This is a genomic window from Xanthomonas bonasiae, assembly GCF_017163705.1.
GTDB lineage: Bacteria > Pseudomonadota > Gammaproteobacteria > Xanthomonadales > Xanthomonadaceae > Xanthomonas_A > Xanthomonas_A bonasiae.
On the sequence record NZ_JAFIWB010000001.1, the window covers coordinates 1 to 16,385 of the forward strand.

4 protein-coding genes are annotated in these 16,385 nt (G+C 66.6%); all 4 read right to left on the reverse strand.

The features are described from left to right. Nucleotides 1–933 (reverse strand): condensation domain-containing protein (locus tag JR064_RS00005; protein ID WP_206228403.1); only part of this gene is annotated, 933 nt, incomplete at its 3' end. Nucleotides 934–967: 34 nt separating this feature from the next. Continuing rightward, complete coding sequence (locus tag JR064_RS00010) at nucleotides 968–3,487, reverse strand: condensation domain-containing protein (protein ID WP_206228404.1); 2,520 nt, start codon at nucleotides 3,485–3,487, stop codon at nucleotides 968–970. Then, nucleotides 3,477–11,255 carry a non-ribosomal peptide synthetase gene (locus JR064_RS00015; protein ID WP_206228405.1) on the reverse strand — a complete coding sequence of 2,593 codons (7,779 nt, stop codon included), beginning with the start codon at nucleotides 11,253–11,255 and terminating at the stop codon, nucleotides 3,477–3,479. The genes JR064_RS00010 and JR064_RS00015 overlap by 11 nt, the downstream gene beginning before the upstream one ends. Continuing rightward, nucleotides 11,255–16,378 (reverse strand): non-ribosomal peptide synthetase, encoded by a 5,124-nt coding sequence (locus JR064_RS00020; protein WP_206228406.1) that lies wholly within the window; start codon nucleotides 16,376–16,378, stop codon nucleotides 11,255–11,257. Before JR064_RS00020 ends, JR064_RS00015 begins: the two co-directional genes overlap by 1 nt. Between the last annotated feature and the right edge of the window lie 7 nt (nucleotides 16,379–16,385).

Here is a 16,385-nt window from a genome sequence, read left to right on the forward strand (position 1 = left end):
CTCTGCCAACGCCTGCGCCAGCGTTGTCGCGCGGCCAGGCAGGCGCGGCGCCGCGTCGGCAGCCGCGCGCAGCGGCAAATAGCGGGTCAGCGGACCGATCGCATCGGCCAGTTGCTCGTCGCTGCGGCCATCGAAGGCCACCGCGATCACCACGTCGTCCTGCCGCAGGCGACGCTGCAGCAGCAGCTGCCAGCAACCCAGCAGCCAGGCGCGCGCGCCGCCCGGCGCGGCGGACAGAACCTGCGCCTGCGCCGGCGGCAGCACCCAGGCGTCGTGCACTTCACCGGGGGCCTCGCCCTCTTCGGTCAGCGCCGCGGAAACCAACCCGTCTTCCCATTGCAATGCGCGCTGCCGCGACCAGTGCGCCAGCCCTTCGCGGCCGTGATCGCTCTCCAGGGCGGCGCACAATTCATCGGCCACGTCGATGTACTGCAAGGTCTGGTCCGGATCGGGTACCGCCCCTTCCAGCAGCGCCTGCGCCAGGCGCAGCACGCCCACGCCATCGGCGCACAGCGCCGAGGCGCTCACCAGCAACACCGCACGGTCGTCGCCCAGGCTCAGCCACCACACCTGCAGCAGCGGCGCATTCGCGTCCTGCGGCGAGGAAAGGGCCTGCGCATAGAACGCCGACAGGCTTGCGCGCCAATCCGCCTCGCCGCTCCAGTCCGCCTCCGTCAACGCCGCCTGTGCCGATCCGATCACCGTCTGCAAGGGCGCTTTCAGCCCCGACGGGCGCACGAACCGCGTGCGCAGGATCTCGTGCGCCGCCACCAGGCGCGGCAGCGCCAGCCGAACCCGCTCGCGCGCCGATGCCGCCGATGCCTCGATCAGGACCGCGCACTGGCTGCGACACCAGCACGCACCCTGCCAGCGCCAACTGCGCGACTGCTGCAGGGACAAGGGGTAACCGGTGGCGGCGGTGCAATCGGACATGTTCGAACCCAGATATTCCATGCGTATTCGCGTCTCAGGCTGCCGGGGGCAGTGGCGGTTGCGGGAGGTCGGATGACGACAGCATGTCGCCCATCGCCACGATCACCTTGCGCGGCCCCTTGAACGGCGAGCGGCCATGGGCGACCAGCATGTTGTCGACCATGAGCACGTCGCCGCTCTGCCATGGGAAGCTGATCGCCATCTCGTCGTAGAGCTCGCCGATCCTGGCGATCACCTCGTCCTCGATCGGCGTACCGTCTCCGTACAGCACATTGCGCGGCAGATCGCGCAGGTCGAACAACTCAAGCAAGGCTTCGCGCTCCACCGGCTCCATATAGCCGACGTGATGCAGCTGCAACTGGTTGAAGAACACCCAGTCGCCGGTACGCGGATGGCAAGCCACCGCGCTCGCGCGCTGGCGGGTGCGCAGGCTGTTCTCGCCGGTCCATTCGTATCCAATGCCCAACGCGTCGAGCCTGTGACCGAGCGCGACACGGTCATCGGTCTTGAAGAAATCCTGCCAGCTCACGTCCAGGCCTTCGATGAAGTTGCGCACGTACAACAATCCGCGCTCGGCGAACCGTTCGATCATCTGCCTCGGCACGCGCTTGAACATTTCGCGGCAGTCGATGATCGGCGTTTCGCCGCCCTGCGCCGCCACGACCTGACAGCTGAAGAACTGCTTCATCGGCCAACGATGGGTATGCGAGCTTTCGTTATGGAACAGGATCGCCTTGTCTTCCGGGTATGGGGTGGACTTGTAGACTTTCTCGCCGCGATCTTCCTTGGGCAGGTCACCGTAGTCGCCGACGAGCTGCGGGCACACCGAGCGCGCGAAACGCTCGAAGCGCTCGATGGACGTGATGTCGAAGCCGCGGAACAGGATCGAGCCGTGCGTGTGCAGGCGGCGCTCGATGCCCGCCAAATCTGCCGCCGCCCATTCGGCCAGATCCACGCCTTCGTGGCCCGGAGTGACCAGCAACGGGGCTCCTGGGCGCTCGTCCAGGGAACGTTCCTGGACCAGTTCGATCTCAGCCATGTTGACCGCGCGCCTGCGTCCGGCCACGAATCTGCCCGCCCGCGATTCCAGTCGTTCGTTCATTTCCTCTCTCCGCCTTCTGTGTTCGTCGTCGGTGTACATATCGATTTCGGCGACCGGGCGTGCCGATTCGGCAAGCAAGCGTCCGAGCATCGCCTCGTAGCGGGCAGCCATCAGCGCGATCGTCGAAGCGTCGAAGATGTCCGTGCGATAGGTCCATTCGGCGTCGATGCCGCTTTCGGACTCGGCCATCATCAAGGTGATATCGAACCTGGCGACCTCATTGGTGACCGCGACGGGCTCGACGTCCAGCCACCCTCCTCCGCTGAACTTCTGTCGGGAATGATTGTTGTGGAGGAACAGCACCTGGAATAGCGGCGACGTTCCCGACTCGCGCATGTGCGGGAATTCGGCAACCACCCGATCGAAAGGCACGTCACGATGCGCCAGTGCGTCGATCGTGGTTTCCGCGACGTGTCTGACCAGTTCGGAGAACCCTTGTTCCGGCGACACCCGATTGCGCAGCACCAATTGGTTCACGAACAGTCCGATGAGTGATTCAAGCTCGGGCAAGGGGCGATTGGCCGCGGATGTGCCGACGCAGATGTCCTCTCCGCCGTGGTAGCGCGACAGCAGCAGGTTGAAGGCCGCGAGCAGCACGGAGAAGGTGGTCATCCTCGTGTGTCGGCAGGTGTCCTGCAATGAAGCGACGATCGCCTGCGGCAATGGGCGGGTGACTCTCGCGCCGTGCAGGTCGCGCCGCTCCAGGCGCGGTCGGTCGAGCGGCAGCCGCAGTGTTTCGCAACCGGACAGGCGCCCTTTCCAGTAAGCGAGCGTCCTTGCGGCAGATGGGCCCTCCAAGGACGCCTGCTCCCAATACACGTAGTCGCTGTACTGAACGTCCAGAGGTGGCAAGGCGGGCGCCCTGCGCTCGATATTCGCACGCAACGATTCCATCAGCTCGCTCATCAGGATCGAACTCGACGCCCCGTCGGCGATGATGTGATGCATGTTCATCAGCAGGTGGCAGCGGTCGCCGGCCTGGCGAACCAGCGTCACGCGCAGCAGCGGGGGCTGCGCCAAATCGAAGACATGGTTAACCTCGTCTTCGATCAGGCGTTCGATTTGTTCGCGCTGTCCGGCTTCGTCCAGCGCGGAGAGATCGATCAGCGGGATCGTCAGCGTCAGCTGCGGGTGGAAGACTTGCCACGGCTCGCCGTCACATTCGACGAACGCTGCCGTCAGCGCGAGGTGTCGCCGGACCACTGCCTGGAAGCTACGCTGCAGAACATCGACGCCGAACTCGCCGCGCATCGCCATGATGCTGGGAAAGTTGAACAGCGTGCTGGGACCGCCGGCGCCATCGGCCAGCCATATCCGGTACTGCGCATCGGACAAAGGATGCCCCGGCAGCGGCGGCAGCGCCTGCGGATCCAGGCGACCCTGCTCGAGCAAGGACAGCAGCTCGGCACGGGCCCGGGCGGCTCCGGGTGTGGCCTGCATTTCAAACGACATGGGCGGGTTCCTGCGCTGCGTGAATGATCGTCGCGCCGGCATCGCTGTGCGCCAGGGCCAACGCCTGGGCAACCTGCTCGTCGCTCATCGCCGCCACGCGCAACATCCACTGACGCCGGCGGGCGATCTGCGCAACCACCGATTCGCCCTGGGCTTCGGCGTCGCGCTCGCGCTGCGCCGCCGCCTCCGGCAAGCGCGCGACCAGCAGTCGCGCGAGGTCCGCGAGCGTGGCATGGCGGTAAAGTTCGGCCAGCGTCGCCTCAACCTTCAACAGCGAGCGCAGGCGGATCTGCACTTGCACAATTTTCAGCGAGTCGCCGCCGATATCGAAGAATTGGTCGTGGCGGGCAACGTCGGCGACATCCAGCACGTCGCTCCAGATCCCGCTCAACGCGGCCTCGAGCTCCGCAGTGCGGGAATCCGGGCGCGCATGGTCCCCTGCGTCCTCAACGTCCTCGGCGTTGCCGGCGGCGGCCGGCGCGGGCAACGCCTTGCGGTCGACTTTTCCATTGCCGGTCAGCGGCAGCGCATCGATCTCGACGAAAACGCTTGGCACCATGTACGCTGGAAGCTCGTCCGCCAGCGCCGCGCGCAGACGGGCGCCGAGGCCAACACCGCGCGCTGCGATCTTGGCGACCTGCGCCCTGATCGGCACGTCCCCCAGGTGCCAGCGTTCGGTTTGCGCCTGCTCAATCGCGCCGCCGAACAAGGTGTGCACGATAGGATGGCGCTGCGCATCGAACGCCTCGGGAAGCCAAGCGCGATCCAAGCGTCCGAGCGGACACAGACCGATTCCGTGCGCCGGTGCGGCCACCATCAGACGTTGGCCCAGGGAGCCGGCTTGCAGGCGCCCTGCCGCGTCTTCCCCGCCCACGAACAGCAGGGCGAAACCGACGTTTGGATCGATCCGGCGTTCTCCCGCACGCGAGGACGGTCTGGGCCCGATCGCCGAACACCACTCCAGCATCCCGTCGCGATAGCGATACAGACCGGCGGCAGTGTCCTGCAATGCGCCGTCCTCGACGCGCACATAAATCGACAAATCACCCTCAGATGCGGTGTCGGCATGGCGTAGCATCGACAGGAACGACGCCGTGCAGGTCGCACGCGGTGCGTACGTACGGTAGCTTTGACGTTCGAGTGCGTGCAGATACTGCCGCCGGGCAATGGCCCCCGCAGGCGCCGCACGCGCTTGCAGGCTGAGCACGACCCGGTGCCGAGGCGACAACGCCAGTTCGGATTCCAATCCGGCCGGCACGCCTTGCTGCGCCTCCAGCGATAGATTGCAGGCGAGTCCGCGCAGGGCGAGCATTTCATGCATGTAGCCACATTCCACGTCGCACAGCTCGCCGCCGGCGACTGCGCCATAGGAAGAGGACAGCGCGTCGAGCGCTGCCACGAAATGCATGCGCAAGCCCGGCCGCGGCGGCGCCGACGCGGCTCCGGTCGCGGGCAATCGCACCAGGCGGTGGCGTTCGGGATGAAAGTAGTAGCGACCGGCGTCCAATCCGGACACCGCGTTGTTGCCGACTTCGAGATAGAGCTGGATCGGGTTGATGCTGCCCGACGACGGATAATAGAACTTCGGCAGCGGCTCGCCAGGGATCGACGTCGCGCCGAGCGCGCCGAGCCACGCGCCGAGATCGTCGAGGTTGAACCCGGGCGGCAGCGCATCGGTTTGCGGCCGCATCCCGGCGTGCGGCCAGGCCAGCATCAGACCCTGGTCGCCGCAGCGCACCAACGCGATCTCGACCGCGTCCGCGTTGCAGTCTCGTAGTCCAGGTCGCTGCAGAACGAATGACGCCTTTTCGAACTGCGGGTCGACCATCGGCGCGTAGTACGCAATCAGACGCCGATGCCGGCTCGCTTCGCCGAGGGCGATGACCGCGCATTCACGCACGTCCGGATGCCGCGCCAGCGCCGCTTCGATCTCGCCCAGCTCGATTCGGTAGCCTTGGACCTTGACCTGGCTGTCCTCGCGCCCGAGAAATTCGATGTTACCGTCCGGCCAGTAGCGACCGAGGTCGCCGGTGCGGTAGAGGCGTTCTCCGGTGCGCGGATGATCGATGAAACTGGCCGCGGTCTTGGCCGGGTCCTTCCAATAGCCCAGCGCTACGCCGATGCCGCCGATGTACAGATCGCCGGAGACCCAATCCGGGCAAGGCCGCAGATCGACGTGCAGGACATGATAGGTCTGGTTCGCGAGCGGTGTGCCGTAGGGAATGCTGCGCCATTGCGGATCGATTTCGCCGATCGGATATTCGATCGACCAGATCGACGCTTCGGTGGCGCCGCCCATGCTGGTCACGCGCACGTCAAGCGACAGCGCGCGGATGCGTTCGGGCAAGGTGACCGGTATCCAATCGCCACTGAGCATGACGTCGCGCAGGCTGTCGGCGAGCGCGCTGCCGCGCTGTTCGTGCTCGTCCACCAGCAGCTGCATCAAGGCCGGCACCGTGTTCCATAGGCTGACGCGATGCCGGCGCATCGCCTCGCTCCAGTGCGCTGGATCGCGTTCGCCTCCGCGTTCGGGCAAGACGATCGCGCCGCCTGCGGCGAGCAGGCCGAAAATGTCGTACACCGACAGATCGAAGCTCAGCGAGGACAGGGCCAGCACGCGGTCTTCTGCGGTGACACGATAACGGCGGTTGATGTCCTCCACAGTATTGGCGGCGCCGCGATGATCGATGACCACGCCCTTGGGCACGCCGGTCGATCCGGAGGTGAAGATCACGTAGGCGAGGTCCGACAACGTCTGCACCGGCACCAGCGCGGCTTCGGCCGGCAGCGACAACGCAGCGGCGTCGATCACCCACGACCGGGTCGATGCCGGCCAGTCAGATGCAGGCTGGAAGTCCTCGGTCACCAGCGTGATCGCGGCTTCGCCGACGATCAGCAACTGCGCGATGCGTCCGGACGGCAAGTCGGCGTCGATCGGCAGATAGGCGCCGCCGGCCTCCAGGATCGCCAGCACGGCGACCACCTGCTGCCAGCACTTGCGCATGACCACGCCGACCAGCTGGTTGGGCGCCACACCCGCAGCGCGCAACCTGCGACCGTAGTGACGCGCCAATTGCGCGAGTTGCGCATAGCTGAGCTGATATTCGCCCTGAATGACCGCGATGGCCTCGGGCGCAAGCGCGCAGCGTTCGCGAAAACCGGCATGCAACAGGGTCTGCGACCAAGGCGTCGTGGTGGCATTGACCCGCTCCCGCACTCGCTGCTGCGACTGCGGCATGGGGACAAGTTCAGCGCCGTTCCAGCCCGCGTCGTCGTCGGCCAGCCGCTCAACCAGCTGCCGATAGGCGGCGAACATGTCGCTGAGCAAATCGGCCGGGAACAGTTTTTCCACCGCGTCCCAAGCGGTGTGTAGGCCGTCTTCTCTTTCGCTGACCTGGTGGTCGATCCAGACCTGTGAGGTCTGCGAAACCGCGAAGGCGAGCTCGACATCGTCTCCCGACGCCGATGGTCCGCCGCTCTCGATTCCGAGCATGCTGCTGAACACCACCGGCATATTCGCTTCGCCGTCGCTACGCCGGCGCAGTTCGCGCATGACGTCCACGCCGCTGAAATAACGGTGTTCGAGATCGCTCCACAACCGGCCCTGGACGGCACGGGCTCGATCAAGGAAGGCTGGACCTGCAGCGCAGTCGATTTCCAGCAGGGTCAGCGACGTGAAGTCGCCGAGCATATGCGGTACGTCTGCGTGCAGGTCGAGACGGTTGAACGTCGTCAGATTGATGACGAAGCGCTGCGCGCGGCTCCAGTTTGCCAGGACCTGGGCGAAGGCGGTCAGCAACACGGCCGACGGCGTCAGGCCGGCCTCGCCAGCGCGGCGCTTGAGGCGGCGCCAGCGATCGCTGTCCATGAGCCACTCGCGCCGCTCGAAGTGCGGCTTGTCGATTTGCGCCGGATCCATCGCCAGCGGCAGTTCCGGCCCACGCGGCAACTCGTCCAGGCGCGCGATCCAGTACTCGCGCGCATCGCGGTAGCGCTGGCCGTCGCGCAACTCCTCAAGTCCCAGCACATAGTCGCGGAACGTTGTCTCCAACGCCGGCAGCGGCGCCTGCGGGTCTCGCATCAGCGTCGCAAGTTCGGCGACGAGAATTCGCTGGCTGTAGCCGTCCATCAGCAGGCCATCGAAACTCCAGTACAACCGGTGCGTATCCGTACTCAGGCGGGTCACGCGGACATCGAACAACGGCCAACGGTCAGGCACGAACACATGGTGCGACATCGATTCGCGCACCGACAACAGCTGCGCCGCACGTTGCTCCGGGCTCCATTCGGACAGGTCGTCGAAGCGCAACGTATAACGGCCAGGCTCGGCCAGAACGCGTTGGCGCCCGTCCGCCACCACCATGCGCAACATATCGTGGCGGCGGATCAGCGTATTGAACGCCGCCTCGAAGGCGCGCGGATCGAAATCGCCGCGCAGATCGAACTCGGCGTAAGCGTGCGCAGCGACATTGCCCATCTCGAACGCGTCGGAGCGGCCCACCCAATAGGCTTGCTGGATGTCGGTCAACGGGAACGGATCATGGCGCCCCGCCGCATCGTGGACGATTCGCGGCAGCGCGGTGGGCGCGCCGTCGGCGGTGTGATCAAAACGGTCGGCGAACGCCTTCAACGTCGGCGCCGACCACAACTCCTTAAGACCCGGCGCGACGCCGAACTGGGTGCGGGCGCGGTCGATCATCCGCGCCGCCAGCAGCGAATGGCCGCCCAGTGCAAAGAAGCTGTCGTCGCGGCTGATCGATGCGATGTCGAGCAATTCCGACCAGATCGCGGCGAGCGCGCGCTCGCGCTCGTTGGCAGGCGCAACGCCGCCGCCGGACGCGGACGGCTCGGGCACCGGCAGCGCGGCGCGGTCGATCTTGCCGTTGTGGGTCAGCGCGAAGCGCTCCAGCGCCAGCAGTTGCGACGGCACCATGTAATCGGGCAGTCGCGCTGCCAGGGTCTGGCGCAGCGCCGGAATCTGCACGCTCTGCGGCACGACGTAACCGACCAGGCGCGCGGCGGCGCCTTCGCCGGCCATCCGGACCGCGGCCTGCTCGACGCCGGGGTGATGCGCCAGCGCCTGTTCGATCTCGGCCAGTTCGATGCGATAGCCGCGAATCTTGACCTGGTAGTCGGTGCGGCCGATGAAATCCAGACTGCCGTCGCGACGCCAGCGCACCAGATCGCCGGTGCGGTACATGCGCGCACCTGGCTGCGCCGCGAAAGGATCGGGGACGAAGCGCTCGGCGCTCTGGTCGGGGCGCCCGAGATAGCCGCGCGCCACACCGCTGCCGCCGACGCACAATTCTCCAACCACGCCCGGCGGCACCGGACGCAGCCAGTCGTCGACGACGTAGGCGGTGGCGTTGTCGATCGGCCCTCCGATCGGTGGCGGCGACGGACCGGCTTCGACGTCGCCGGACGTGGCGACAACGGTGGTTTCGGTGGGGCCGTAGTTGTTGACCACGCGCAAGCCCGGCGGCAACGCGGCCAACGGCGCGAGCGCATCTCCGCCGACCAGTAACGTGGACAGCGAAGGCGCGTGCGCCATCGCCCGCAGTAGGCTCTCGGCGACGGGCGTGGGCGCGAAGGCGTGGCTGGCGCGCAGGTCGCGCAACACCGACGCCAGCTCCGCGCCATGCATCGCCGTCTCGCGCTCGATCAGGCTCACCGATGCGCCCGCGCAGAGATAGGGCCATACCTCCCAGGCCATGGCGTCGAATCCCACGCCTGCGACCTGGGTCGCGCGCGCGTCGGCATCGACATCGAATGCGCGCTGATGCCAATCGCACAGATTGGCCAGATTGGAGTGCGAGACCGCCACGCCCTTCGGCGTGCCGGTGGTGCCGGACGTATAGACCACGTAGGCGAGCCTGTGCCCATCCACCTCATCGAGTACGGGCAACGACGCGTCCAAGTGCACCGGCGGTGGCGGCTGTGTCGCGTCCAGCACCGGTACATTGTGATTCTCGGCATCATCGACCATGCCGCAGCCGATCAGCAGCTTCGCGCCGCTGTCGGCGAGGATGGCCGCACGTCGTTGCGCCGGTGTGCGCGGATCGATCGGGACGTAGGCGGCGCCCGCCGTGACCACGGCCAGCATCGCCACCGGCAACCATTCGCTTTGGTCCAGGCACAACGCAACACGGTCTTCGGCGCCGACGTCGCGGTCGATCAGTTCCGCCGCCAGCAGGTCGGCACGTGCGACCAGCGCGGCATAACTCAACTGACGGCCTCCGCAACGCACGGCCACTGCATCCGGCCGCCGTGCGGCCTGGAACCGTATGGCGCGGACCACGTGGCCCGTCCGCGAGATTCGCGACAACCCCTGCCAGTGCGTCGGCATCGGATCGCCGTTGCGCGCATGCGCATCGATCTGACCGATGCGGCGCTGCGGCTGCGCCACTAGCGCGGCCAACAGCGCCGCGTAGCTGGTGGCCATGGCCCGCACCGTGTCAGGGTCGAACAGATCGCTGCTGTACTCCCAATAGCCCGCCACGCCACCGGCTTCGGGGGCCAGGCTCACGCTCAGGTCGTACTTGGCCACTTCGCCCTGAGTCTGGATCAGTTCGATTTCCGGCTCCCCTTCCCCGCCCCTTGGCTTCTGCGAGGTGTCGTAGCCGAAGCTGACCTGAAACAGCGGGGCGTAGCTTAGACTGCGATCGGGCTTGAGCTCCTCCACCAGCCGCTCGAATGACGCGCCCGAATGCTCTTGCAGTGCGTGTACCGAGTCGCGGGTTCGGGCCAGGAGGTCGGCGAAGCTGGCACCGGTGTCCACCCAGGCACGCAGTGGTAGCGTGTTGGCGAAGAACCCAATCAGATTGGCCGTCTCGCGGTGTCGCCGGTTGGCGTGCGGCACGCCCACGACCAGGTCCTTCTGCCCACTGTATTGCTCTAGCAACACGTAGAACGCGGCGATCAGCACCACGAACGCGGTGGTGCCAGATTCCGCGGCCAGAGAATTGACGGCTGCCATCGTCGCCGCGTCGATGCGGCTCGGCACCAGCCCACCGCGATAACTGGCACGTGCCGGGCGCGGGCGGTCCGAATGCAGGGCCAGCACCGGCGGAGCGCCGTGCATGTGCGCTTTCCAATAGGCCAGCGCCTCATCATCACCATCCTGGCCTGTAGCCTGCCAGCGTGCATAGTCGCCATACTGGATTTCCAGCTCGGGCAAGCGCGGCGCGATGCCTTCGCGCTCGCTGCGGTACAGCTCGAATAGGTCGCGTATCAGCACACCCAGCGACCAACCATCCGACGCAATATGGTGCATGGTCAGCACCAGCGCGCTGCGTTGCTTGCCAACCCGAAGGACGAGCACGCGCAGCGGAGATTCGGTGGCGATGTCGAACAAGTGACCACGCTCGCGTGCCGCATGCTCCTCGATCTGGCCGTCGGTGCACACACCGGCCTGGAAGTACGGACTCAAGCCCGGCACCACTACTTGGCGCGGCTCGCCGGCGACGTCACTGTAGACGCTGCGCAAGAGCTCGTGGCGCCCGCCCAGAGCGCGAACCGCTGCGGCCATCACCGCATCATCGAGCTCGCCGGCTACACCCAGGCAAAACGACAGGTTGTAGACCGCGTTGGGTCCCTCCATGCGATCGATGAACCACAGCCTCCGCTGCGCCGGCGACAGCGGGTAGTCCGGCGCACGCAGCGCCGGTATCGCATGCGGCGCCTGCCGGCTTACCCGACGACGGCGCTCGATCTCTTGCATCAGCGCTTGCTTGGCGGACAGCGCCGGTTGGGGTTCGATTGTGTTCACTAGCCCGCTCCACGTTCCTGCAACAGGGCCAACAGGCGCCCGGCCTCTTCCTCGCTTATCGCATCAACGTCGATCGCGTCCAGATCGATTCCGTTGAGTTCGGCCGTCGCCTCCTCGAAACCGCCGGCGCCGAGCTCGGCGTCAGCTGCCTCGGCTAGCGCCCCAAGGTCCTGGCTGGCGTAGAACGTACGGATCCGCAGCTGCGTTCCCAGCCGTTCGTTGATTGCCGCGCAGGCTTGCGAGGCAAGCAGCGAATGCCCGCCCAGAGCGAAGAAGTTATCGCCACGAGCGACCGAGGGCAGTTTGAGCAGCTCCGACCAGATTGCGGCGATGGCCTGCTCGGTCTGGGTCCGCGGCGGCTCCCGCGAAGGCGGTGCGGCCACGCTGGCCTGGGCGGGCACGGCCACGATCGCCTGCGGCAACAGGCGCGCGAGCGGAATATCCGGCGCCTCCACGCAGTTCTGCAAAAGCTGCCGATACTCCTCGATCAAACCGTGCACGAACCCGTAGCTGTACAGATCCACGTCGTACTCGAAATACAGCCGCGCTCCGTCGCGCAGGCGCTCGAAGGCCACGTTGAGGTCGAATTTGGCGGTTCGGTTGCGGCTGCGCAGCGCAGTCGCCTCGACGCCCTCGCCGTTGCCACCGCCGAGGAAATTCTCTTGCGCGAACACGATCTGGATCAGCGGTGCGTAGCTGAGGTTGCGGGCCACGCCCAACGATTCGATCAGTTGCTCGAACGGCACACCTTGATGCTCATAGGCCTCCAGGGCGGTCTCGCGCACCCGGTCCTGCAGCTTGTCGAAGCACTCGCTCGTATCGATGCGCGTCCGCAGCGCCAGCATGTTGACGAACAGGCCCACCATGCCTTCCAGCGCGGCCAGCGGACGGTTCGCCGCCGGCGTACCGACGACGATGTCGTCGCCACCGCTATGCCGCGCGAGCAGGATCTTGAAAGCCGCCAGCATCGCCATGAATAAAGTGCAGCCTCTGGTGCCAGCGCGCGCCTCCAGGCTGAGGATCAGCTCTTCGCTGAACCTGGCTTCGATGGTGCGGCCTTCCTGGCGGCGCTCGGCTGGCCGCGGCTCGCCCGGCCGAAGCGAAAGCAGTGGCGGCGCATCGCGCAGGCGCGCTCGCCAATGCTCGATGTGCGGCGCGAGCGCACCACCGTCCAGCCACGCACGGTACCAGTGCGAATAGTCGCCGTAGTCGAACGCCAGCGGCGCCAGCGCGGCCTCGGGATCGTCCAACAGCACCGCCAACTCCCGCTGCAGGATACCCATCGACCAGCCATCGCAGATGGCATGGTGCAAGGTCAGCGCCAGCAGGTGACTGCCATCGGGCAGATGCAGCAGCAAGGCGCGATACAGGGGTGGTTGGGCCAGGTCGAACGGCTCCTGCATAGCGTCGCCGATCAATTTTTCGCAACGCTGCTCGACCATGCGCGCGCCGGCCGCACCAAGGTTCCCAAGGTCCACTGCCCGCAGCGGCACCGGCATCTCGCGCGCCTCCACCGCGCGCGGGATACCGTTGACCTCGGTAAAAGCCGTTCGCAACGATTCGTGCCGGCACTGCAACGCCGCCAGCGCCCGACGCACCGCGTCTTCGCCGAAGCGCCGATCCAGGCGCATCGTCATCGGCATATGGTAGAGCGCGCTGGGGCCTTCGATCTGCTCGACGAACCACAAGCGCTGCTGCGCGAACGATGGCACCGAACGCTGGCGGCGGCTGGCATGGATCAACGGCGGCAGCGCGGCGATCTGCTGGCGCGGCCGCTCGCGCAGGAATTCGGCCAGATCGGCCAGCACGGGAAGCTCGAAGATGTCGCGGGTGCCGACCTGCACTCCCAGCCGGTCCTTGAAGCGGACGCTGGCAGTGATCGCCATCAGCGAGTGCCCGCCGAGTTCGAAGAAGTTGTCGTCGATGCAGACCCGCTCGCGCCCAAGCAGTTCGCACCAGACCTCGGCCACCGCTTTCTCCACCGCGTCGCGGGGGGCGATACCCCTGTGCGTGCCATCCTGGCCAAACGCAGGCAGCCGCGCGCGGTCGATCTTGCCGTTCTGGTTCAGCGGCAGCCTCTCCATCACCAGGTAGGCCGATGGCTGCTTGTAGTCCGGAAGCTCGTCCTTCATGGACCGGCGTACGCGCTCCAGCGCATGTTCGCCGCCATCGAGCGACAGGTAGGCGACCAGTCGCTTGTCTCCGCCGGCCAGTGTCTCTACCAATACGGCCGCGTCGCGCACCTCCGGATGGGCGCTGAGCCGATTCTCGATCTCGCCGGTCTCGATGCGAAAACCGCGAATCTTGACCTGATTGTCGAGCCTGCCGAGGAACTCGAGCTGACCCTCCTCGTTCCAGCGCACCCGGTCGCCAGTGCGGTACATGCGCCCGCCTGCGATCTTGGCATGGGGATCGGGCAGGAACCGCGATGCGGTCTGATCGGGCCGACGCACGTAGCCGATGGCTACGCCGTCGCCTCCGACATAGAGATCGCCGGTCACGCCCCTCGGCACGGGATCCAGATGGTCATCGAGCACGTAGGCGGTGGAGTTGCCGATCGGCGTGCCGATGGTGCAGCGGTGCAGCAACGCGGGATCGCCGTATTCGAACGTCGTGCTGAAGGTGGTGTTCTCGGTCGGACCGTAGCCGTTGAGCAGGCGCTCGGGCCGGCCGTGCTCGTGGATGCGGCGCAGGGCGTCGATGCCGACCACATCGCCGCCGACCAGCACGTTGCGCACGCTGCGCAGCGCGGTCGGGCATACGTGCACGATGTGGCCGAACAGCGCCGCGGTGACGAACATCGCCGAGGCCTTGCTGCCGCGGAGGAACGCGCCGAATCGCTCGGGTTCGAGCAGGTCGTCGCGATCGGCATGGACCAGCCTTCCGCCATTGAGCAGCGCGCCCCAGACCTCGAAAGTGAAGGCATCGAAGGAGTGGTTGGAAATCTGCGGGAAGACGTCCTCCGCGCCCAGCGCGACATAATTGGTGCCGCACACCAGCCGCACCACGTTGCGGTGCTTGACCTCCACGCCCTTGGGCCGTCCGGTCGAGCCGGACGTGTAGTTGACGTAGGCCGGCAGATCGCCACCGCCGCGCGCAGCGTCGGTGAAGACGCCGGCAACGGCGATGCTGCGCGCCGCCTCTGAGCGGTCGAATCGCAGGCTCGCCGCGCTGCCGCTCCACGGCGTTTCCGCGCTGTCGTGAAGGATCAGCGCCAGTTCCGAGTCTTCGATCATCTGGTCCAGCGCCTGTGCCGGATAGGCGCGATCCAGCGGCACGTAGCACGCGCCGAGCTTGAGGATGGCAAGGATGCCAGCGGCGATCTCCGGCGTTCGCTTCACGCAAAGGCCAACACGGTGTCCCAGGCCGACGCCGGCGGCGAGCAGCCGCACCGCCAGCGCGTCCGACCAGCGGTCCAGGGCGAGGTAGCTCAGCTGGAAGCCATCGTGCTGCACGGCAATGGCATCGGGCGCGGACGCGCAATGGGCGGCGAACAGTTCGTGCAGGCCCGTTTCGGACGGATAGCCCGGCATCGGGTTCTGGCCCTGGGCGATCAGCCAGTCGCGCTCGGCCTGGTCGACGATGCGCAGCTCACGCACCGGCCGCTCTGGCGACGCCAGGATCGAATCGAGCAGGATGCGGTAATGGGAGAGCATTCGCAGCGCGGTGCCGCGGGAAAACAGCGCGGTGTCGTAGCTCAACTTGAGTTCCAGGTGCTGCGGCAGCACACGGACCTGCAGACTCAGGTCGTCCTTGACTGTGCTGGTCAGCACGCCGTCGTTATCGCAATACGTCTCCTGTCTGAGCGCGATCTCGGCATTGACCAATTCCTCGGCGGCGTTGTTCAGCGCGAACGAGACCTGATACAGCGGTGAATGACTGAGGCTGCGCTTGCCCACGGTCCTCTCCACCACCGCCCGGAACGGCACGTCCTGGTTGGCTTGAGCTTCGAGGGTGGTGAGGCGCACGCGATCGAGCAATTCGAGGAATCCGACAGCGCCGTCTACGCGATTGCGCAGCGTCACGGTGTTGGTGAACATGCCCACCGCGCCATGCATGTCGGGATGGGTGCGTGCGCTCAGCGCGGAGCCCACCACGATGTCCTCGCGGCCGCTGTAGCGCGAGATCAGAATGTCGTAGGCAGCCAGCAACCCCATGAACAGGGTCGCACCGCGCCCGCGGCACAACGCCCTCATCCGGACGCCAGTGTCTGCCGGCAACAGCAGCTTCTCCGTCAGCCCCTTGAATCGCTGCCGGTCCGGGCGTGGATAGTCGGTCGGCATATCCAGGAGCGGTGGCACGCCGCGCAGCTGGTTCTCCCAATAGTCCAGTTGGCCATCGAAGCCACCGGAGGCCAGGCGCTGTGTCTGCCAGTAGGCGAAGTCCGCATACTGGTAGTCGACCGGCGGCGCCGACACAGGCGGCGCGCGATCGCCTGCCGCGGCTATGCGCTGGTGAAGTTCTTTGCCGATGATGCCCATCGACCATGCGTCCACGGCGATATGGTGGCAGTTGAGCAGCACCACGCTGCCCTTGCCCGGCAGGCGGATCAACGAGGCAGCCAGCAGTGGCCCGCTGGCCAGGTCAAACCGCCGTGTTTCCTCTTCCACCACGATGCGGCGGATTTCGTCGCCGCGCACGCGCGCATCGGCGATTCCCGACAAATCGATGGTCGGAATCGTCAGTTCCACTGCGGGCTCCACCACTGCATAGGGAACCCCGTCGGCATCTTCTGCGAAGCGCGTGCGAAGGGCCTGGTGACGCCGCGTGATATCGGCCAGCATGCAGCGATAGGCGGCGGCATCCAGTGCCTGATCCAGTTCCACGCACGTCATCACGTTGTAGACCGAACTGGGGCCCTCCAGCTTGAACAGGAACCACAGCCGCTCCTGCCCGACCGACAATGGGATGCGCCCGCCCTCGGGCCGCCGCGGCAGCGCCTTGCGTTCGCCCTCGCCCAGCGTGCGCAGGAAGTCGACGATCTGCGCCTTGCGGGCGACGATCTCCGCGCGAACGTCCGGAGGCAGTCCACCGGCAGGCGCGTCGTAACGCAGTACGTCGCCGTCCAGCCACAGCCGGATGTCTTTATCGGCCAGATTGCGAATGATGCCGGCGATGCTCATGGTGAGG